The sequence below is a fragment of the Oceanihabitans sp. 2_MG-2023 genome (assembly GCF_030547245.1).
GTDB lineage: Bacteria > Bacteroidota > Bacteroidia > Flavobacteriales > Flavobacteriaceae > Oceanihabitans.
Window position 1 is genome coordinate 1 of sequence record NZ_JAUOQT010000012.1, and the last position, 20980, is coordinate 20980.

19 protein-coding genes are annotated in these 20980 nt (G+C 31.8%); 12 read left to right on the forward strand and 7 right to left on the reverse strand.

Features of this window, described 5'->3' with window-relative positions; genetic code table 11:
* The 3 genes from Q4512_RS15900 to Q4512_RS15910 all read left to right on the forward strand — a co-directional run.
* A partial coding sequence (locus tag Q4512_RS15900) for a hypothetical protein (RefSeq protein ID WP_303426341.1) occupies positions 1–1242 on the forward strand: 1242 nt, incomplete at its 5' end.
* Between the two features lie 13 nt (positions 1243–1255).
* A complete protein-coding gene (locus Q4512_RS15905; protein ID WP_303426342.1) occupies positions 1256–2263 on the forward strand; it encodes a hypothetical protein in 1008 nt (335 codons plus the stop codon).
* 8 nt (positions 2264–2271) lie between these two features.
* Positions 2272–3408, forward strand: coding sequence for a gliding motility-associated C-terminal domain-containing protein (locus Q4512_RS15910; RefSeq protein ID WP_303426343.1), 1137 nt, complete (start codon positions 2272–2274; stop codon positions 3406–3408).
* On the opposite strand, the gene Q4512_RS15915 is transcribed toward Q4512_RS15910, so the two are convergent.
* Complete coding sequence (locus Q4512_RS15915; protein ID WP_303426345.1) at positions 3405–3830, reverse strand: GNAT family N-acetyltransferase; 426 nt, start codon at positions 3828–3830, stop codon at positions 3405–3407. The two genes, Q4512_RS15910 and Q4512_RS15915, sit on opposite strands and share 4 nt — an antisense overlap.
* 62 nt (positions 3831–3892) lie before the next feature.
* Here Q4512_RS15915 and Q4512_RS15920 point away from each other — a divergent pair, with 62 nt between their 5' ends.
* The 4 genes from Q4512_RS15920 to Q4512_RS15935 all read left to right on the forward strand — a co-directional run bounded on the left by Q4512_RS15920 (position 3893) and on the right by Q4512_RS15935 (position 7486).
* Complete coding sequence (locus Q4512_RS15920; RefSeq protein ID WP_303426346.1) at positions 3893–4621, forward strand: M15 family metallopeptidase; 729 nt, start codon at positions 3893–3895, stop codon at positions 4619–4621.
* A 29-nt stretch (positions 4622–4650) separates the two neighbouring features.
* Entirely contained in the window at positions 4651–5424 is a 774-nt protein-coding gene (locus Q4512_RS15925; RefSeq protein ID WP_303426347.1) for a M48 family metalloprotease, read from the forward strand.
* 84 nt (positions 5425–5508) lie between these two features.
* On the forward strand, positions 5509–7023 hold the full coding sequence (gene gpmI, locus Q4512_RS15930; protein WP_303426348.1) for a 2,3-bisphosphoglycerate-independent phosphoglycerate mutase: 1515 nt from the start codon (positions 5509–5511) through the stop codon (positions 7021–7023).
* Between the two features lie 43 nt (positions 7024–7066).
* On the forward strand, positions 7067–7486 hold the full coding sequence (locus Q4512_RS15935) for a BT0820 family HAD-type phosphatase (RefSeq protein WP_303426350.1): 420 nt from the start codon (positions 7067–7069) through the stop codon (positions 7484–7486).
* Here the strand turns inward: Q4512_RS15935 and Q4512_RS15940 are convergent.
* Positions 7483–8754 carry an acetyl-CoA hydrolase/transferase family protein gene (locus Q4512_RS15940; RefSeq protein ID WP_303426352.1) on the reverse strand — a complete coding sequence of 424 codons (1272 nt, stop codon included), beginning with the start codon at positions 8752–8754 and terminating at the stop codon, positions 7483–7485. The two genes, Q4512_RS15935 and Q4512_RS15940, sit on opposite strands and share 4 nt — an antisense overlap.
* 123 nt (positions 8755–8877) lie before the next feature.
* Between Q4512_RS15940 and map the strand changes: the two genes are divergently transcribed.
* The 4 genes from map to Q4512_RS15960 all read left to right on the forward strand — a co-directional run bounded on the left by map (position 8878) and on the right by Q4512_RS15960 (position 11157).
* On the forward strand, positions 8878–9696 hold the full coding sequence (gene map / locus Q4512_RS15945) for a type I methionyl aminopeptidase (protein ID WP_303426354.1): 819 nt from the start codon (positions 8878–8880) through the stop codon (positions 9694–9696).
* A 182-nt stretch (positions 9697–9878) separates the two neighbouring features.
* Positions 9879–9980 (forward strand): GxxExxY protein, encoded by a 102-nt coding sequence (locus Q4512_RS15950; RefSeq protein WP_303426381.1) that lies wholly within the window; start codon positions 9879–9881, stop codon positions 9978–9980.
* 25 nt (positions 9981–10005) lie between these two features.
* Positions 10006–10776: a class I SAM-dependent methyltransferase gene (locus Q4512_RS15955; protein WP_303426356.1), complete on the forward strand. Its 771-nt coding sequence runs from the start codon at positions 10006–10008 to the stop codon at positions 10774–10776.
* A gap of 9 nt (positions 10777–10785) precedes the next feature.
* Positions 10786–11157 (forward strand): DUF423 domain-containing protein, encoded by a 372-nt coding sequence (locus Q4512_RS15960; protein ID WP_303426357.1) that lies wholly within the window; start codon positions 10786–10788, stop codon positions 11155–11157.
* Positions 11158–11174: 17 nt separating this feature from the next.
* Here Q4512_RS15960 and Q4512_RS15965 read toward each other — a convergent pair whose 3' ends face one another.
* The 4 genes from Q4512_RS15965 to Q4512_RS15980 form a co-directional block, all read right to left on the reverse strand.
* On the reverse strand, positions 11175–12704 hold the full coding sequence (locus tag Q4512_RS15965) for a T9SS type A sorting domain-containing protein (protein WP_303426358.1): 1530 nt from the start codon (positions 12702–12704) through the stop codon (positions 11175–11177).
* Between the two features lie 317 nt (positions 12705–13021).
* Complete coding sequence (locus Q4512_RS15970) at positions 13022–13339, reverse strand: hypothetical protein (protein ID WP_303426359.1); 318 nt, start codon at positions 13337–13339, stop codon at positions 13022–13024.
* Positions 13340–13492: 153 nt separating this feature from the next.
* Complete coding sequence (locus tag Q4512_RS15975) at positions 13493–14494, reverse strand: hypothetical protein (RefSeq protein ID WP_303426361.1); 1002 nt, start codon at positions 14492–14494, stop codon at positions 13493–13495.
* Between the two features lie 119 nt (positions 14495–14613).
* The gene (locus tag Q4512_RS15980; RefSeq protein ID WP_303426362.1) at positions 14614–17529 is read right to left on the reverse strand and encodes a T9SS type A sorting domain-containing protein; all 2916 of its coding nucleotides are present in this window, start codon (positions 17527–17529) and stop codon (positions 14614–14616) included.
* A 268-nt stretch (positions 17530–17797) separates the two neighbouring features.
* On the opposite strand from Q4512_RS15980, the gene Q4512_RS15985 reads away from it, so the two are divergent.
* On the forward strand, positions 17798–19957 hold the full coding sequence (locus Q4512_RS15985) for a response regulator (RefSeq protein ID WP_303426363.1): 2160 nt from the start codon (positions 17798–17800) through the stop codon (positions 19955–19957).
* Between the two features lie 98 nt (positions 19958–20055).
* Here the strand turns inward: Q4512_RS15985 and Q4512_RS15990 are convergent, their stop codons facing one another.
* Positions 20056–20856: a T9SS type A sorting domain-containing protein gene (locus tag Q4512_RS15990; protein WP_303426365.1), complete on the reverse strand. Its 801-nt coding sequence runs from the start codon at positions 20854–20856 to the stop codon at positions 20056–20058.
* Positions 20857–20980 lie beyond the last annotated feature (124 nt).

Genomic DNA, 20980 nt, shown 5'->3' on the forward strand with positions numbered 1-20980 from the left:
GCGGATGGAACCGTTATTGATATTGAAGAAACAGTAACTACTTTAACTCCTGACGCTACAGATCCAACACAACTTGTGTATACTTCTGAAGATGGAACTACTACAACTATAGACACCAATGGAGTAAGTGTAGCTGACCAAAATGATGGTAATACTGTTGCTCAAGTAACAGAAGCGGATGGAACCGTAATTGATATTGAAGAAACAGTAACTACTTTAACTCCTGACGCTACAGATCCAACGCAACTTGTGTATACTTCTGAAGATGGAACTACTACAACTATAGACACCACAGATGACCAAATGATCTCTACAACAGTAACAACACCTTTAGAAGAAGTAAATGTTGCTTTAGAAGATGGTGGTGATATAGATATTAATATTCAGGATGCCGATGCAGATCCAACAAATGAAATTCAAACGCTTTCTATAAGTGGAAATGATTTAACTATATCAGATGGTAACACGGTTACTTTGCCAGAACCTACTTTAACCGTTACAAAAGAAACAATAGGATATGTTTTTGCAGCTGCACACACACAAGCTAACGGAACAAACTCTTTTAATATTAATAGTACTGTAACAAGAACAGCAGTTGGTAGATATACCGTTGCATTTACAACAGCACATCCAAATGGAGCAAGTTATGATGTAACCTTTGGTGCTCAAGAAGATATAACAAATAGAGACACAAGATTAGTTTCAGTAGTAACGGGAACTCAAACAGCAAATGGTTTTCAAGTAATGGTTGCTACTGGAGATAATGGGGGTACTGCAGATGTTCTTGTTGATGAAGTTTGGTATTTCAATACATCGGCTACTAGAGAAGTAGTAACAGATGTAGTATTAGTAACATCATCTGGTTCAAATCCAGTGACAAACCCTACTACTCCATCAGGAACTCCTACTACAGATTTCACACAGAATAATTTTGCAGATGCGCAGAATTTTTCATTAAACTTTAATGCTGGAAATAATGCAGGGTCGACTTGGGAAGCTTTAATTTCAAATAGACCTTACGCAGCATTACCAACCCTAACGGCAGTTTCTAATGGAAGTCCAATCGGAATAACAGTAGTTAGTCAAGACAACGGAGATGGGACATATAATTATTTAATAACAGGTACAGATCCATTGGCAGCAAATAATCCAAGTATAACGATATCTGGCGGTACTACTGGTGGAGGAACAGGAACGCAATTTGGAGGAAACTGTACATGTGTTACATTCTACATCAACTAAAAAAAAAAAAAAAATGAAATCATTAAAATTAATAATAACAGTCCTTAGCATTTGTATTTTTCAAACCGCTTTTTCACAAACCCCTAGAGGAGAAGAACTGTTAGGTTTATATAATATTCCTACAACAGAATTTACAAATATAACCTCTCCTATTATAGGAACGTTATTATATAACCCAACAGATGAAAACGTATATGTATATACAACCGCTGGATGGACTACAGTTACAAATGCGAATGACCTGGATTCGGATACTACTAATGAGCTTAATGAAACAGTAGAACTTAACGGCACAAACCTGGAAACTACAGATGCTGGAGGTACAATAACCACAGACTTATCCTCTTTATCTTCTTCCATAACTCAGGTAGTATCAACAGGAAATACTATTGCTACACATACAAGTGGAACTACTACAACTAACATTATAGAAACAAATACTAGTTTTTCTCAAAATGACGCTAGTCCAACTGGTGAAATAACATTCAATAATGAATCCGGTACTCCAGCAACAGCACAAATAATTGGAGATGAAGCGGACAACCAAATAGAAGTTGGAACAAATGGTGGTGCGTATTTAGGACCTACTGTTTATGTTGGTCAATTTATTATCACAGCAACAGGTACGCAAACAATTACAGGCTTACCTTTTGAACCATCTTCTATAACTTTTGTTGCACATGCAAATGTGGAAACTTTAGATTTAGATTCCGATAACGGTGTAGGAGATAATAATACAGGTTTAGCAAACTCTTTTGGTACCATGAATGGTTTTGCAAGAAATGATTCTGGAACAATAACACAACAAGTAATTTATGTTGGTGGTAGTGGTAACTCTATTAATGATATTTCAAGATTTGCTTCAAGCACCAGATGTATTGGCTTAAGATATGGTAATCAAAATGGTAATGCTTTAGGCAGAACTTTAGCAAGCTTATCTGCTTTTACTACAGATGGATTTTCGTTAAATGTTACCACCAAATCAGATAACGTAGTTGTACTTTATACTGCTTACAAATAAATAGAAATATGAGAACAATTAAATACTTAGCGTTACTCCTGTTTCAAATAAGTTTTGCACAACAAGCATTTCATAATTTTGGAAATCTACAAATTCATGACGAAGGTCAAATAGGATTCCATATCGACTTAGAAAATGACGGAATGTTCAATGAAAACTTAGGCTTGGCTGGTTTTTATAATTCGGATAATGCTTTAACCATATCTGGAACCGAAATTCCTAAATTTTATGATATGGATATTGCTGTTATTGACCATTTATTTTTAGAAATAAGCACCGAAGTTTCTAATGGTTTAAATTATGTTATTGGAGATGCAATAACCCCTAGAGAGAATCCAAATATCTCACTAGACTTTTTAGAAAACACTTTTTATGTTTCTGAAAATGACTTTCGTTTAACAGATGGCTACGCATCTTTTAATGGAAATGATTCATTTATCTTTCCTATTGGAGACGATAACAAATTAAGACCATTAATAACTCCCTTACAAACCAACAACCCCAAATTTAAAGCTGCTTATTTTAATGAAGACCCAAACTTCCCTTCTACTTTTGTAGAGAGCTTCGACACAAACAATTCCGAAGGTATTATTAATAGTATTTCGACCGAAGAATTTTGGGATTTTAATGGCACACAAGAAACACAAGTAACACTAACTTGGGATTCAGATAGTGATATCAATACACTTGTTGATGATTTATTAAACCTACGCGTTGTAGGGTGGAGCACAACTGAAAACCAATGGAAAGATTTAGGCAATGTTGATTTTACAGGAAATCAAAATGAAGGCACAATTACTTCCACTTATTTTATTCCAAATGCATATGAAATTATAACTTTTGGATCTCTAATTGGTAGTGACGGAATTACGGTTTATAATGGTATTAGTCCAAATGGAGATGGAAAAAATGATGTTTTTGTTATTGAAGGTGTTGCACTATTTAAAAATACTTTAAAAATATTTAATCGCTGGGGAAGAGTTGTATATGATGTAGAAAATTACCAAAACGACTGGAATGGCTACACCAATAAAAAAGTACTCATTGGCAGCAACAAAAAACTTCCTGTGGGAACGTATTTTTATGTTTTAAATTTACCAGAAGAAGACAAAGAATATGCTGGATGGTTATATATTAATTATTAAATCTTTTTTAAAAAATGATAGCCTGGTTTTTTAAATCCTAAGTTGTGATAAAATCGGTGTGAAGCATCATTTTTAATATATGCATTTAGCTCCATGGTTTCAACGCCCTTATTTTTCACATAATCCGTAATCCATTGCATAAATTGCTTCCCTAACCCATGGTTTCTATACGAATCATCTATATAAACATGATCAACTTCCATGCTTTTTCCAGAATAATGTCTTGTACAAAACCACATCCCAGAGATACCAATAAGTTTTTCTGCATCAAAAACTCCAGCACATTCATAATTTTGATGTATTATTTCTTTAAAACGTTTTTCTAAAACATCCATAGAAATTTTCCCTTCATTTAATTTATAAACCAAAGGAATTATAGTAGATATCTTTTCTTTTTCAATGATTTTAAACGAAAAATGCATAACTTAAATTTTCTGTAAATTTAATTAATTTTGGCTCATAATTTGTAACACTTCATCCGTATTTGAAAAGAAGAAACTTCATAAAAAAAACAACACTATCTGGAATAGCACTAGCAACTATACCTTGTTTTACTTTTGCTCAAAATATAATTTCTTCAGAAGAACTTATGGGTAAAGGAAATCCGAAACTTTTTGGAACTGATTATAAGCTTCGTAAAGAAGCATATCTTGCGTTTCAGAATATGAAAGCAACAGCTTTGAAAGAAGGAGTTCGCATTCAAATAGTATCAAGCTATAGAAGTTTCAACCATCAAAAACATATATGGGAACGTAAATACAAACGCTATATAAACCAAGGTTTAAGTGCTGAAAAAAGCATTCAAAAAATAATTGAATACTCTACTGTTCCTGGCACCTCAAGACACCACTGGGGAACAGACATCGATATTATTGATGCCAATGTACATGCTCCAAAACATGTGCTTCGTGAAGAAAACTTTCACAGAGATGGCTCCTACATTTACTTAAAGAAATGGATGGATGCACATGCAAATTCTTTTGGGTTCTATTTAGTTTACACTGCTGATTTAAACAGAAAAGGTTTTAAGTATGAACCTTGGCATTATAGCTACAAACCCTTGTCACAAAATTATTTAAAAAGCTACAAAAAAGTAAACATACAAGAGATGCTTCAAAAAGAGAAACTATTAGGAAATGATTATTTTTCAACATCCTTTATCAATAAATATCGAAATGAAAATATTTTAGATATTAATCCAGAACTTTTGTAACTTTAAATCCTTATAAATAACAAACTAACATGAGATCAGGTAATTTAAAAGTAAGGTTAATTATAGGTTTATGCATTGCAGCCTATTTTGGTTTTAAATATTTTTCATCGCAAGAAGTAAATCCTTATACAGGCAAAAAACAGGCGATTTCTATGACTGTAGATGAAGAAATTCAAATGGGTTTACAAAGTAGGGATCAAATGGCTGCGCAACATGGTGGTTTATACCCTAATGAAAGTTACCAAGCCTTAGTAGATAACGTTGGAAACAAACTAATAAAAAACAGCATTGCTAAAGAAACACCTTATAAATACGAGTTTCATTTACTAGCAGATGCACAAACCATAAATGCTTTTGCATTACCTGGAGGCCAAATATTTATTACTTATGCATTGTTTTCACAATTAGAAAATGAAGACCAACTAGCTGGTGTTTTAGGGCATGAAATTGGTCACGTATTGGGAAAACATAGTGCAGAACGTATTGCTAACAGCGAACTTTGGCAAGGACTATCTACTGCAGGTTCTGTTGGTGGAGATCTTGGCGGATTGATTGGTGGTGTTGGCCAAAATTTAATTTTAAAAAATGGTCGTGGTGACGAATTAGAAAGTGATGATCTTGGAGTACGTTTTATGCTAAGAGCTGGTTACGATCCTGAAGAAATGATAGATGTAATGGAAATTCTAAAAGCTGCAGCTGGACCAAATCGTGTACCAGAATTTCAAAGTTCGCATCCAGATCCAGACAATCGAATAGAGAAAATTAGAGAATCTATAAAAAAATATAGAGGGCAGTTACAATAATATAAAAATACGTTAATCCTAATATAAGATCCCGACTCGTCGGGATTCTTTTTTTATATTTGGGTTTCAAAATGACAGCACTACATGAATAAGAAAGTTATATTAATGATTTTAGATGGTTGGGGTAAATCTCCAGACCCAAAAGTTTCTGCAATAGATAACGCGAATACATCTTTTATAGACTCCCTGTATACCAAATACCCAAATGCATCTTTACGCACAGACGGTTTACATGTTGGCCTACCAGAAGGACAAATGGGAAATTCTGAAGTTGGCCATATGAATCTTGGAGCTGGACGTATTGTATACCAGGATTTAGCTAAAATTAATTTAGCGATCGAGCAAGATACATTAAAAGACGAAAAAGTGTTAATTGAAGCACTAAAGTATGCTTCAGATAACAAGAAAAATGTTCATTTCTTAGGACTACTAAGTAATGGTGGAGTACATGCACACACCAATCATTTAAAGGGTTTTATTGACGCTGCTAATAAAGCTGGTGTGCACTCTTTTGTACATGCATTTACAGATGGTCGAGATGTAGACCCTAAGTCAGGAAAAGGCTATGTCCAAAATCTAGAAAACTATATTGAAGGCACAAAAACAAAGATAGCAACTGTTACAGGTCGTTATTATGCAATGGATAGAGATAAACGCTGGGAACGCGTAAAACTGGCGTATGACGCTTTAACAAAAAACGTAGGAACAAAAACTACCAATTTAACAGAATCTATTCAATCTAATTACGATAATGATATTACCGATGAATTCATTAAACCACTAATTGCGACAGATAAGGATGGAGTGCCAGTTGCTAAAATTGAAAAAGAAGATGTCGTAATATTTTTTAATTTTAGAACAGATAGAGGTCGTGAATTAACAGAAATGTTAAATCAAAAAGACTTCCCTGAGTACGATACTAAAAAAATAGATTTGCATTATGTAACCATTACAAATTACAGTGATGACTTTAAAGGCATTAATGTAATTTTTAACAAAGAAAACATAACGGAAACTCTAGGAGAAGTTCTTTCTGTTCATGGTAAGAAACAAATTAGAATTGCAGAAACCGAAAAATACCCACATGTTACATTTTTCTTTTCTGGAGGACAAGAAACTCCTTTTGAAGGTGAGTCCCGTATTTTAAAAAACTCTCCTAAAGTTGCTACATACGACTTAAAACCCGAGATGAGTGCTTTCGAACTTACAGACGCTCTAGTTCCTGAACTTGAAAAAGGAGAAGTAGATTTTGTTTGTTTAAACTTTGCAAATGGAGATATGGTTGGGCATACAGGTATTATGGAAGCCGCAATTAAAGCATGCGAAGCCGTAGATACTTGTGTTGAAAAAGTAATAACTGCAGCTCTTGAAAATGATTATACTACAATCTTAATTGCAGACCATGGTAATTGTGAAACTATGATAAATCCAGATGGATCACCAAATACTGCACACACAACGAATCCTGTACCTATTATTATAATAGACAAAGAGATAAAAGCAATTAATGATGGTGTTTTAGGTGATGTCGCTCCTACAATTTTAAAATTAATTGGTATAGAACAACCCAAAGCAATGACTCAACATGCGTTAATATAAAGTGATTTTTATTGTATTTTCGCAACCTATTTATTAAACACTAATGAATTTAAACGATAAACTTATTCTTGCCATTGATTTTGATGGAACCATTGTAGATGATGCCTATCCTAAAGTTGGAAAACCAAAACTTTTTGCTATTGAAACACTTAAAAAACTACAAGCTGATGGTCATCGTTTAATTTTATGGACATACAGATCTGGAAGACCTCTTGAAGAAGCTGTTGCTTTTTGTAAAAATAAAGGCATCGAATTTTATGCCATAAACAAAAGTTTTCCTGAAGAACAATTTGACGAAAATAAAAGTCGAAAAATTCATGCAGATTTATTCATTGACGATAGAAATATTGGTGGTTTTTTAGGTTGGGGAGAAGTATATCAGTACCTTTCAAACCCAAAATACAACACTAAAATACCACCAAAAAAGAAAGGTTTCTTTTCCTTTTTAAGAAGAAGCCATTAACCTTTTATTAAATCGAAATATTGTTTATCTACAGCTTCTCTATGCTCTGGATGCGCTATAGCAACTAATGCTTTCACACGTTCCTTAATCGTTTTCCCATATAGATTGGCAATTCCGTATTCGGTAATAATATAATGTGCATGTGACCTTGTAGTTACTACTCCTGCTCCTGGTTTTAAAGCTGGTACAATTCGACTTATGCCAGATTTGGTTATTGAAGGTAATGCTATAATTGCTTTACCGCCTTCACTTAAAGAAGCTCCTCTAATAAAATCCATCTGACCTCCTACTCCAGAATACATATGCGCTCCTATAGAATCTGCACAAACTTGTCCCGTAACATCTACTTCGATTGCCGAATTGATAGCTACCATTTTAGGGTTTTGTTTTATAATAGAAACATCATTCGTATAATTAGAAGCTCGCATTTCTACAAAAGGGTTATCATCTACATAATCATAAAGTCTTTTAGAACCAATTAAAAAAGTAGCCAAGGCTCTACCTCGGTTTATTCCTTTATAGTTTCCATTAATAACATCCTTCAAAATTAAATCGATAACACCATCCGAAAACATTTCAGTATGTAATCCTAAATCTCTATGATTTGTCAATCGTGTTAAAACTGCATTTGGTATACTACCAATTCCCATTTGTAAAGTACTTCTATCTTCAATTAAACCAGCAACATAATCACCAATTTTAGCTTCAATAACAGTTGGCTCTGCTATATCATGTGTTGGTATTGCTTCGTTAGATTCTACAAATAAATCAATTTCAGAAACATGAATAATTCCGGCACCATGTGTTCTTGGCATATTTCTATTTACTTGTGCAATAACATGTTTTGCATTATCTATAGCTGCCAATGTAGCTTCAACAGAAACACCTAATGAACAATACCCATGTTTATCTGGAACAGACACATGAATTAATGCAACATCTAAATCAATAATATTTCGTTTAAAAAGAAGTGGTAATTCACTTAAAAAAACTGGCGTATAAGAACCATTTCCACCTTTTAAAGTGTGTCTTACATTTTTTCCAATAAAAAAGGAATTTACATGAAAACTCTCCTGCAACTCTGGATTTGCATATGGTGCTTCTCCTTCAGTATGTAATTGACAAACCTCAACGTTCCTTAACTCTTCATGACGATTAGCCATTGCTTTTATAAGTGCCTGAGGTGCTGCTGCAGCAGCCTGTATATACACTCTATTATTAGATTTAATTACTTTTACAGCTTCTTCTGCACTAACGGATTTATACATATTCTTTTATTTTGAGCTACAAAAGTATAGTATAAATAAAGTTTAAAAACTGTCAAATATCATGTTTCAATAAAAAATATACTTTGTTATTTTTAGTATCTTTGCACCATATTTTTATATCCTATGATTATTGTAAAAACAAGAGAAGAAATAGAATTAATGCGTGAAGCAGCCTTAGTAGTATCTAAAACTTTAGGTGAAATTGCAAAAGCTGTAAAACCAGGAGTTACTACATTAGAGTTAGATAAACTTGCTGAAACCTGTATTAGAGACCAAGGTGCTATACCTGGTTTTTTAGGTTTGTACGACTTCCCGAATACGCTTTGTATGAGCCCAAATTCGCAAGTGGTACATGGTATTCCTAACACTACTCCTTTAGTTGAAGGCGACATTATATCTATTGATTGTGGCGCTATTAAAGAAGGTTTTTATGGTGATCATGCGTACACTTTTGCTGTTGGTGAAATTGCTCCGGAAACCGAAAAACTCCTTCAAGTTACAAAAGAATCGCTTTATGTTGGAATAAAGGAACTTAAAGTTGGTAACCGTGTTGGAGATGTGGGATATGCCATTCAAAAATATTGTGAAGATCATGGATACGGAGTTGTTAGAGAATTGGTTGGACATGGCTTAGGAACAAAAATGCACGAAGACCCAGAAATGCCAAACTATGGAAAACGTGGTCGTGGTAAAAAGTTTATTGAAGGTATGGTTGTAGCTATTGAGCCAATGATTAACCTTGGTACAAAAAGCATAAAACAACATAGAGACGGCTGGACAATCACTACATTAGATAATAAGCCATCTGCTCATTTTGAACATGATGTTGCGATTGTAGATGGGAAACCAGAACTACTTTCTACATTTGCTTATATTTATGAAGCTTTAGGAATTAAGAGTAATGAGGAAGATGCCTTTAGACAAAAAGCTTTAGTTTTATAATATTTGACACGAGTTATCAGTAATTTAATCACTGTTATTTATAAAAAAGATGATTTAGTGATTGAATTAATGGATAATAATTATAAAATCGTTTATAAAGGAAATTTATGAACATATAAATACAAAGCTGATTTATTATTTTAGATAAAATAAAAGCAATTGATTGTTTAGTCTCTACATATATAAAACAAACGCTAAACTATTTAGCTGTTTCAAAATTAAAATTAGGCTTACTAATTAATTTTGAAGAAGATAGTTTAAAATATAAAAGGATTGTACTTTAGCCGTCCGTGAAAATTCGTAAAACTCGTGTCAAAACAACTCTTCAAAACAATTCTTAATATTTTCCCTAGACCTATATTAATTAGGTTTAGTTACATTGCACGACCAATTTTAGCATTTTTTTTAAAAGGAAGTACTTATACAGACCCAATTGATGGTAAAAGTTTTAAAAATTTTTTGTCGTATGGTTATGAAATACAACGCGAGAATGTACTATCGCCTTCTACATTAAGCTTAGAACGCCATAGATTATTATGGTTATATTTAAAAAAGGAAACCGATTTCTTTACTGCAAAAAAAAGTGTACTTCACTTTGCACCAGAACAATGTTTTTTAAACCGTTTTAGAAAACTAAACAATCTAGACTATACCACTACAGATTTACTTTCTCCTATTGCAGATGTAAAAGCAGATATTTGCAACCTTCCGTTTAAAGATAATAGTTACGACGTTATTTTATGTAATCATGTTTTAGAACATATTCCGGATGACACTAAAGCGATGCAAGAATTATATCGTGTACTAAAACCAGGAGGTTATGGTATTTTTCAAATTCCGCAAGACGACATATATAGAAAAAAGACTTTTGAAGATAATTCTATTACAGATAAGAAAGAGCGCGCAAAAATCTTCGGACAATATGATCATGTTCGTGTTTATGGTCGTGATTATTTTGATAAACTTAGAAGTATTGGATTTAAAGTAGAAGAAATGGATTACACAGCAAATCTTTCCGAAGAAGATATAAAAAAATACTGTCTAGCCAAAGGCGAAATTATTCCTGTAGTTTATAAATAAAAACATATTATGACACAACAAATCATTATTGCTACAGCCGCCACTTTTGGAATGTTATCTGTTATTTTTGGTGCCTTTGGAGCACATGCTTTAAAAAAAAATCTATCCGAAGATCAGCTTCACAGCTTTGAAGTTGGTGTAAAATACCAAATGTATCACGCCATTGTTTTATTAGTTTTAGGACTAAACCCTGGCTTTATAACCACCGCAATTTACTGGTGTTTTACTATAGGGATTATACTATTCTCTTTTAGTATTTACGGATTGGTTTTATCGGATGCTAAAGGAAAAAAACTTCGTTTTTTAGGACCAATTACTCCAATAGGTGGTTTACTTTTAGTTACTGGTTGGTTGTTAATATTATCTACTGCTTTACAATAGCTATTTTTTCTGAAACATTATTGTTTCACTATTTTATAGGTAAACTCTCTTTGGTTACTAATTACTTTCACTAAATACATACCCGTTTTTAAATTGGAAACATTTAATGTTTTCACATTAGTTTCTAATACATTTTGACCTAAAAGATTAAATATTTGAATAGTATCTATTGTTAAATTCGATGTTATTTGCAATTCATTTTGAACCGGATTAGGATAGATATGTATAGTGCTATTTTCATAATCTGGTGTAGACAAGCTCCCATCCTGCAACAAAATATCGAACCAACCAGAAGTTCTTCCAATCGCATTATCACTCCAAACTTGCACTAAATAACTGGTATTAGAAACAACAGGTATATCTTCTAAAATGGCACTTCCGCATCCTCCAGCAACAGGATTTGTTTCTTCACCAAAACAATAGCCGTTTTCCCAAATTTGCATATTAAATCCTGCCTGTGTTATAAGGTCAATTGTTGTACTATCTCCCGTATAAAAAGCAAACCAAACATCTTGTCTATTTGCTACATCATTACAAGTAGGAGTTTGAAATGAAGTTGTTGCAAATTCATTATTAGCAATTAAAGTCTCTCCTAAATTTATATGATATGAAGAAGAATAATAAGCTTCTGAGCAGTTATCGTTAGAGGCTAATTCACAGCCATATTCAACCTCAAAATTTGTATTGCAACCAGGTGCATTATTTTCAAAAGTACCAGGAAACCACGAACTCTCTTCTACGCCAACCAAATAAAGATACGAACAAACCCAATTGGCATTACAAAAAGACAAACTAGAATTATTTCTAATAATTACTTCAGGCCAATTACCTATGATATTATTAGAACCAATATTAATATCTTCTAAAACCGCATTATTTTCAATGATGATACTATGTTCACTTCCTAAATATAATAAACCATTAAAACTCTCTAGAGCGTCATTATTAGAAATATGCACAAACTCCGATCCATAGATCTCATTTAAACCAGTAAAATCAATGAGGTTATCGTTATCTGAAATTACTGTAAATTCTCCTGCTCCATAATTTTCTAAACCAACTAAATTCGTTAATGCATCGTTATTTATGATATAGAAAGAAGCTAAAGTGTTAAAAGTATTTGGAACTCCTGCAACACTTGTTAGCATAGGATTATTACTAATACTAAATGCACTTTCGAAACCTGATTGGTTCACCAAATTTTCTAATCCAGTTATTGCAACTAATGAAGGATTATTACTTACTCCAAACCCATTCCCTGTACCTTCCACATAAGATAAAACCAAGTTTGAGTTTAGTCCATCTGTATTTTGTAGAACTGCATTATTAGAAATGGACAAACTGGTACATGCCGTAATTTGTGCTAATCCGCTTAAATCTGTAATATCATCTCCCGATATAATTAAGGCAACATCAAGCATGGTACAATTTGGATAATCCATTGCAAATGCATCTATTTCTGCTTGCGAGTGGAAGGCTCCATCTGGTGGACATTGACTAAACACGAAATAAGGGAACACAAACAGAAAGAGTAGTAATTGCTTCATTTTAAGATATTTAATTTAAATATAATAAAATTATTGCAAGAGGTTATAATCAAAATTATAAAATTTAACATAGTAATCACATGCAAAGTAATACTAAGAATAATTCTAATGTATTTTGCTTAAAATAGTTGTCTAATAGCCATTCCTAAAACAACATAAAGCAATAAAATAAATAATTCCAGTTTATATTGTTTTAAATGTTTCATAATTAGTTTAACAGAAAAAAGCTGAACTAAATAATTTAGCCCAACTTTAATCACGATTAATAGCATCTTTTAATCTTTATTACTTTGCTGCGTTTCAACAAAGACTTTTACTTAATCCATAACGTCTGAAAGTTTAATTGTCTTTCCGCAATGTTTAGATTCTATTTTAAAAATAACATCTCCTTTTTTTCCTTTGTTAGCCCAACGTACTTCTTTACCAGTATTACAAGAGATGCTTGTTTTGGATCCTTTGTTTAAAGAAACAAAACCTGTTCCTGTATAAATACTCACTTTTTCTTTAGTATCATTTACTAATGAGAAACTACTTGCGATTGAGACTTCTATATTTTGAGATGCATTTATAGTTTGTTTTTCTTCTGAAAAAGAAAATAATACGAATGTAGTTAATGCGATAATTATTGTTTTCATGTTGATTTGTTTTAAAATTACTTCTGCAAATATGTTACTAAAAACCATTTATGAATGTTTCTAATTTCTGAAACCTAGTTTTTAACTTCTAAATCAGAAAAAAACTACAAATTATTTCTTGATAAAATATTCTGTTTTTAAATGTTATTGTTTTTAACGCACTGAAACACTGCTACCACAGTTAGCATTTGCACTATAAAAAGCAGTACCTGTACCACCAGAATTAGAATCAAATTTATACGTGTAATTTGAATTACATGTCACTTTTGTACTACTATTTGCATTTATGCGTGTTCCATTTCTTGATCCATTTTGGTATATATAAATGTCCCTTCCTGTCTTATTATTAATGGTTATTAAATTTCTAGCATTGTTATTATCCATTTGCTCCATACGTGCTTGGTGGGTTTTTAACTTAGCATACTCTGGTGTTGCTTTAATAGAATCGTTATATCTTTTTATTTCTTCGTCACCTGCTTCTCTAGCACGTCTAATTTTTGCTATTTCCATTTTATCTTTTGTAGTTAATGGATTAGCTTGCTTTGCTTTCATAGCTGTTACATAATCATTAAACACCTTCTCTATGTTTACCCTTTTTATATACTTAAAAGTTGGTGATTGACCTACTCCTTCTACTTTTGCTTTCATTCTTGCCATAAACCCTCCTTTTTTCTTTTTACCAGCACCTTCTTTTGTTACTGTTTCTCCTCGTTCTTTAACCAGAACATAAAATGCTTTTACATTTGCTAGTTTTGGCACATCACTATCTGAAGTATTACTAACTACAAATAATATATCATCTGTCATCATATAAGCATCCTTTGTATACTTATGTTTTATATATAATACATTTGGATAACTATCTACTCTAACATAATTACTTAACTCTGTTTGGCTAAAACCACTAACTCCTTTATCTACCGGTGTTGCGACAAAACCTACAGGCTGTCCTGTAACTAGCCTTGTAACTTTTAAGCTAATTGCTGGTTTACCTCTTGTAAAGTTATAAGTACCATCACCATTGGCTGATTGATCTGCAAAACCTTCGTAAATTGCAGATTCTCCATTGGCTTCCATGGCTTCATAAAAGTTTTTTTGCGCTTTTGTTATGGTTGCAACTAGAAGTAATACAACCGAAAATATTATTTTTTTCATTTTAAATGATTTTTAGTGATTAAATAAGTGTGTGTAATTTTTGATAAAAAGCTTTAATGTTTTTTAAACCCCGCAAGCAAAACACTTACGAGATTTTGAAAAAAACAAACTACTATCTATTATATTTTAATAAATTGTTTTGTGAATACATTGCCATTTTTGGCTTCCATTTTAATAATATACATCCCGTTAGGTAAACTAGACACATCCATATTATTATTTTGAGTTCTTAATACTTGCTTTCCTAACATAGAATAAATGGTTGCTTGCTTTAAGCCTTGATTCATTTTTATATTTAAAACTGAAGTTGATGGGTTTGGGTATATAGAAACCGTATTTAAACTAAAATCCTCTACACTTAATGCTCCACAATCTAAGCTATACGTTGCAGTTGCATCTTTTAGCCAAGCAGCTGGTGATGTACCTACAATAGCAGCATCTACCTCTATACAAGTTAAATTTGTATTTTGGCTAGCATTCATAGTTGTAATATTTGCATTATTTCCATTAGCTATATTTAAACTTGTTAATTGGTTATTAATACAACTTAATTCTGTTAATGCGGTATTAGCCGACACGTCTAAACTTGTTAATTGGTTATTACTACAATCAAGTCTTGATAAAGAGGTGTTAGTAGAAACATCTAAACTTGCTAATTGGTTATCGATAGAAAATAATGACTCTAAATAGATGTTGGAAGAAACGTCTAAACTTGTTATAGGATTATAACTAGAATCAAATTCTATTAAAGCCGTGTTAGCCGAAACATCTAAACTGGTTATTTGGTTATTATAACAATATAATTTTGTTAAGTTGATGTTAGCCGAAACATTTAAACTCGTTAATAGATTGCTATTACAAACCAATTCCGTTAAATTGGTAAATACCTCTATGCCAGTTAAGTCAATTATATTATAGTATCTACAATCTATCAATCCTGTAAAAGCAGTTGCTTCACTACATTGTATTTCTGTATCACCGTTTGTATTTATTGCTGTGTTACCTACTAAATACGCTTTAAAATTTGCGTCTGGTATGTTTACGTTACAAGTTGTACAATTATCACTATAACTTGCCATTGCATCTTTTTGCCAACCAGCTGAGTTTGGAGTAAAACCAGCATCTACTTGAATACAAGTTAATGTAGCATTGCTTGTTGCATCAAAATTTATCATGTTTGCATTATTACCATTAGCAATATTCAGACTTGTTAAATTGTTATTATCACAAAATAAATCTATTAAGAAAATGTTAGCAGACACATCTAAACTCGTTAAATTATTATCATAACAATATAATCCTGTAATATTTGTAAATGCTTCAATACCTGTTAAATCTGAAATATTATCATTATAAGCATAAATAGTACCTATGGCATCAGTTGCTTCGCTACACTGTATTTCTGTATCTCCGTTGGTATTTATTGCTGTGTCACCAACTAAAGCAGCTTTAAAGTTTGCATCTGGTATGTATATGGTACAAGGTGTACAGTCATCACTGTAACTTGCAGCGGCATCTTTATACCAATTATTTGGTGATGTACCCACTATATTAGCATCTACTTGAATACATGTTAAAGAAGGATTATTACCAGTAGATAGAAATGTTAAGTTTGCATTAAAACCATTGGCAATGTTTAAACCTACTAAATTATTAGCATAGCTTGTAATAGATGTCAACGCTGTATTTGCAGAAAGATCTAAACTAGTTATGCTATTATTATAGCACTCAAAAGATATTAAAGCAGTATTGTTAGAAACATCTAAGCTCGTTAATTGGTTATTTTGACATTTTAATTGCGTTAAAGCGGTGCTAACAGAACCATCTAAACTTGTTAATTGGTTACTTGTACAATCTATAGTTATTAAAGCAGTATTAGAAGAAACATCTAAACTTGTTAATTGGTTAAAACCACAAAACAAATATTGTAAACTGGTGTTAGCCGAAACATCTAAACTTGTTAATTGGTTATTTTGACAATATAATTCTGTTAAAGCAGTAAATGCTTCTACACCTGTTAAGTCACTTATATTTAGGTTTGTACAGTTTATTATCCCAGAAAAGGCAGTGGCTTCACTACATTGTATTTCTGTATCTCCGTTGGTGTTTATTGCGGTGTTACCTACTAAATATGCTTTAAAATTTGCATCTGGTATGTTTACGGTACAAGTTGTACAACTTGCGCTATACGTTGCCCCAGCATCTTTATACCAATCCGTTGGCGATGTACCTACAATAGCAGCATCTACCTCAATACACGTTAACGCCGTATTATCTGTAGCATAAAAAGAGGTCATATTTGCATTATTTCCATTGGCTATATTTAAACTTGTTAATTGGTTCTCATTACACCATAATAATACTAAATTTGGTTGCGCAGAAACGTCTAAACTCGTTAATTGGCAATCAGTAGCAAAAAAGTCCTCTAAAGCGGTGTTAGTAGAAACATCTATACTCGTTAATTGGGTTCTACTAATAGCTAACCTTACTAAAGCAGTATTAGCCGAAACATCTATACTTGTTATTGGGTTTGTATCAAAATCAAGTTCTGTTAAAGCTGTATTACTTGAAACGTCTAAACTCGTTAATTGGTTAGTATAACAACTTAAATTAGTTAAAGCCGTGTTAGCCGAAACATCTAAACTCGTTATTTGGTTTTCACCACATTTTAATTCTGTTAAAGCAGTGCTAGAAGGAAGGTTTATACTCGTTAATTGGTTATCTCGACAATCTATACTTGTTAAAGCTGTATTAGCAGAAAGATCTAAACTCGTTAATTGGTTGGTCACACAATTTAATTGTGTTAAAGCAGTAAATGCTCCAATACCTGTTAAATCATTTATACCTAAACTATAACAATTAATTTCTCCAGTAAAAACACTTGCTTCACTTACCTGTATTTCTGAATCTCCATTAGTGTTAATAGAAGTATTACCTACTAAATAGGCTTTAAAGTTAGCATCTGGAATGTTTACATTTTGTGCATAGCCAAATGTTGCTATGAGTACGAATAATAAAAGTAATTTGTTTTTCATGATATAAAAAATTTATTGAGTTTGTTTGATACAAAACTATTTGTAAACAAGCTTTTACAGCAGTCAAAAAAACTCGATTCAAGTCACGAACTAACCATTTGAATCAAAAAACAACTATTTGAGTCAAAATGCTTTTATGACTAATTAATTGCCTCAAAAAAAGATATATTTACAAAGAAAGTATATCAAAACGGTGTTGTTAAAGTTGCTGATTTTATTCTTAACTAATACTTTTAAATTTGTTTAGCTATTAATATTTAGTAGAATTATGAAAAAGAAATATGAAACTATAATTAGTTTAGGAACCCAAGAGCGTTATTCTAATAGCTTAAATAAAAGAATACGTTTATTAAATACATTTTGTTTAATTTGGAGTCATATAATTCTGTTTTTCTATTCCTTAGAAATGATTTTTGGTTTTGTACAAGAGTACATTAACAAAAATGCTATTACTTTTCATTTTTTTGACTACCAAGCATTTTTCACATATTTTCTTATTTTCAACTCTTTAATTATAACACTATTTCTGAATAAGAATCATCTCTTTAAATGGGCTCGCATACTCTTTATCTGTGTTTTTATTATTAGTAATACATATGCTGCACTTATTATTTCGCCAGGCAATTACTTGGAATATTATTTATTACTTGCATCTCCTATTTCTCTAATACTTTTCACAAAAAAAACAACATCATACTTTGTATTAGCAATCAGTTTTTCGCTGTTTTTAACACCTTATTTTTTTTATGTTGTTTATCCAACAGATTATGTAGATAGACTATTAGTTCTTGAAGCCTTATGTATTTTTCTAGTAATACATCTTTTGGTAAATTATTTTAAAGAAAGTAATATAAAAAGCGAAAAACTATTAGCGCTAGAAAGAGACAAAGTACTTACCGATAAAATGATATTAGAAGGGCAAGAAGCAGAATTACGTGAATTGAATGAATTTAAATCTCACTTCTTCGTGAATCTTTCACATGAAATACGTACTCCTTTAACCTTAATTCAAGGCTATACAAATCAGTTAAACTTTAAAGAATCGGATACAGAAAACAATCAAAAAACAGCTATAATAAAAGAACAATGCCAACAAATGCAAAATATTATTAATAGTATTATGGATTTAAGCAAAATGGATAGCAATGAGTTTCAACTTATTAGTTCACCACTGGATGTAAACTCCTTTTTAGAAAAACATTTTATAAACTTCCAGAGTCTTTTCGCTAAAAAAAATATAGAGTTTACATTTAACAACAAGACTTTAAAAACAAACATTTTAGTAGATGAAAACCTGTTTTCTAAAGCAATAACTAATCTTCTAAGTAATGCATTAAAATTTACACCTAAAAACGGAAGCGTTGCTATTAACACATCATTTAATAATGAAGGTCTTACTATTAATGTTATAGACACAGGTATTGGCATCAATAAGGATGAAAGCAAATCTATCTTTAAACGTTTTTATCAAGTAAAAAACGACATTACTAAAAGCCAAGGTAGTGGTATAGGCTTGGCTTTTACAAAAAGTATTATTGATGCGCATCAATTTTCTATTGCTGTAGAAAGTAGTTTTGGAAATGGCACTTGCTTTACAATCTCTATTCCAAAAAAGTTTGTAAACACAAATCAACCCGATATAAAACCACTGCAAACTATTGAAACAAATAAAACTAGCTTAAAAAAACAAACAAACACAACGTATAAAAACAATAAACAAAAAATACTTATAGTAGATGACCATGAACAGATGAGAAAGTATTTAAAAAAGATTTTACAGCATTATGAGATTACGGAAGCTGAAAATGGAAAGGAAGCACTTAACATACTTCAAAACAACAACTTTGATCTCATTCTAACAGATTATATGATGCCTGTGATGGATGGAGAAACTTTAGTGAAAAAATTAAAACTACAAAAAAACAAAACGCCAATTTTAGTACTAACTGCAAGAACAGATCATCAAGGAAAACTATCTATGTTACGACTAGGTATTGATGGTTATTTACAAAAACCTTTTATGGAAGAAGAGCTTTTAATTAATATTAAGAACGCTATATCTCTTTATAAAAACATTGTAGAATTTGACAAGGAAAACTCTCCAGAAACATTGAAAAACCTCAACGAGTATGCCGATAAATTTAATAGTAAAATCACATCTTATATAAATCAAAACTTAAATTCACCACTGCTAACCGTAGATTCCATTTCTGAATACATGAAGGTTTCTAGAAGCACACTAAACCGAAAAGTGAAGAGTCTTTTAGGGCAAACTGTTAACCAATTAATACAAGAAGCACGTTTAGAAAAAGCACGAAATTTAAGAGCAGAAGACCCTTTTGCCTCTAAAAAACAAATTGCAGAAGCTGTTGGTGTTACCAATACAACCTATTTATTTGAGAAACTAAAAGAACGTTATGGTGCTTAGTAGTAATTAGTAATACTTTTGTTTAAACTTAAAACAAAAAAATCTCGTAAGCAGAACACTTACGAGATTTCAATAACTAAATTAAACGAAACTATAGATTACTGTTTAATGAAACGTTTGGTGGTAACACCTCCGTTTTCATCTTTAATTCTTATTAAATATACACCATTTAACAAACGACTTACATCTATACTTTTGTTTGAAGTGCTTAGCACTTCCTTTCCTAATACCGAATAAATAGTTACTGCTTTTAAGTTACTATTTATTTTAATATGCAAATCTGAAGTTGTAGGATTTGGGTATATAGAAATTGTATTTAAACCAAAATCATTTACACTTAATATCGTAGGACAATCTTCATCAAAACTAGCATTGGCTGGAATACCCCAATTGGAGTTAGGCGTAAAACCTGCATCTATTTGCACACAAGTTACAGCGCTACTTACTACATTAAAACGAGTGACATTGCTGTTGTTTCCGTTTGCCATATTTATGGCTGTAAGTGCAGTTGTATGTGCTTTAAAATCTACCAAATCCGGAAGCATACTTAAATCTAAAATACCGGAAATACCTGTTTGCTCTAAAAGTAATTGTGTAAGTTTTGTGTTTTGAGAAACATCCACACTAGTAAGCGTTGCATTCCCAAAAGCCTGTAAACCTATAATTTCTGTAAAAGCTTCCATTCCTGTTAAATCTTGAATGTTTGCATTTGCAACATTAATACTTCCTGTATAAGCACTTGCTTCACTAACTTGAATTTCGGAATCGCTATTTGTATTAATATTTGTGTTAGCAATTAATATGGCTTTAAAGCTTGCGTCTGGAATAGTTACATTCTGTGCATTTGTTGCTAAACCTATTGTTATAAAGGTAAAAATGGAAAGTAATCTTGTTTTCATCATTATGTTTTTATTGATTATGGCACAAAACTACTCCCAAAGTGCATTTAAAAATCTTGCCAATTTCTGAAACTTGCCTTTCAACTTCTAAACAAAAAATCCCGTAAGATTTAACACTTACGAG

Excerpts from the sequence above, each read along its gene's own strand:
- Q4512_RS15975 (WP_303426361.1), bottom strand. The coding sequence starts at position 14,494 with ATGAAAAAAATAATATTTTCGGTTGTATTACTTCTAGTTGCAACCATA.
- Q4512_RS15925 (WP_303426347.1), top strand. The coding sequence starts at position 4,651 with ATGAGATCAGGTAATTTAAAAGTAAGGTTAATTATAGGTTTATGCATT.
- Q4512_RS15935 (WP_303426350.1), top strand. The coding sequence starts at position 7,067 with ATGAATTTAAACGATAAACTTATTCTTGCCATTGATTTTGATGGAACC.
- Q4512_RS15940 (WP_303426352.1), bottom strand. The coding sequence starts at position 8,754 with ATGTATAAATCCGTTAGTGCAGAAGAAGCTGTAAAAGTAATTAAATCT.
- Q4512_RS15990 (WP_303426365.1), bottom strand. The coding sequence starts at position 20,856 with ATGAAAACAAGATTACTTTCCATTTTTACCTTTATAACAATAGGTTTA.
- Q4512_RS15960 (WP_303426357.1), top strand. The coding sequence starts at position 10,786 with ATGACACAACAAATCATTATTGCTACAGCCGCCACTTTTGGAATGTTA.
- Q4512_RS15915 (WP_303426345.1), bottom strand. The coding sequence starts at position 3,830 with ATGCATTTTTCGTTTAAAATCATTGAAAAAGAAAAGATATCTACTATA.
- Q4512_RS15970 (WP_303426359.1), bottom strand. The coding sequence starts at position 13,339 with ATGAAAACAATAATTATCGCATTAACTACATTCGTATTATTTTCTTTT.
- Q4512_RS15980 (WP_303426362.1), bottom strand. The coding sequence starts at position 17,529 with ATGAAAAACAAATTACTTTTATTATTCGTACTCATAGCAACATTTGGC.
- Q4512_RS15985 (WP_303426363.1), top strand. The coding sequence starts at position 17,798 with ATGAAAAAGAAATATGAAACTATAATTAGTTTAGGAACCCAAGAGCGT.
- gpmI (WP_303426348.1), top strand. The coding sequence starts at position 5,509 with ATGAATAAGAAAGTTATATTAATGATTTTAGATGGTTGGGGTAAATCT.
- Q4512_RS15965 (WP_303426358.1), bottom strand. The coding sequence starts at position 12,704 with ATGAAGCAATTACTACTCTTTCTGTTTGTGTTCCCTTATTTCGTGTTT.
- Q4512_RS15910 (WP_303426343.1), top strand. The coding sequence starts at position 2,272 with ATGAGAACAATTAAATACTTAGCGTTACTCCTGTTTCAAATAAGTTTT.
- map (WP_303426354.1), top strand. The coding sequence starts at position 8,878 with ATGATTATTGTAAAAACAAGAGAAGAAATAGAATTAATGCGTGAAGCA.
- Q4512_RS15905 (WP_303426342.1), top strand. The coding sequence starts at position 1,256 with ATGAAATCATTAAAATTAATAATAACAGTCCTTAGCATTTGTATTTTT.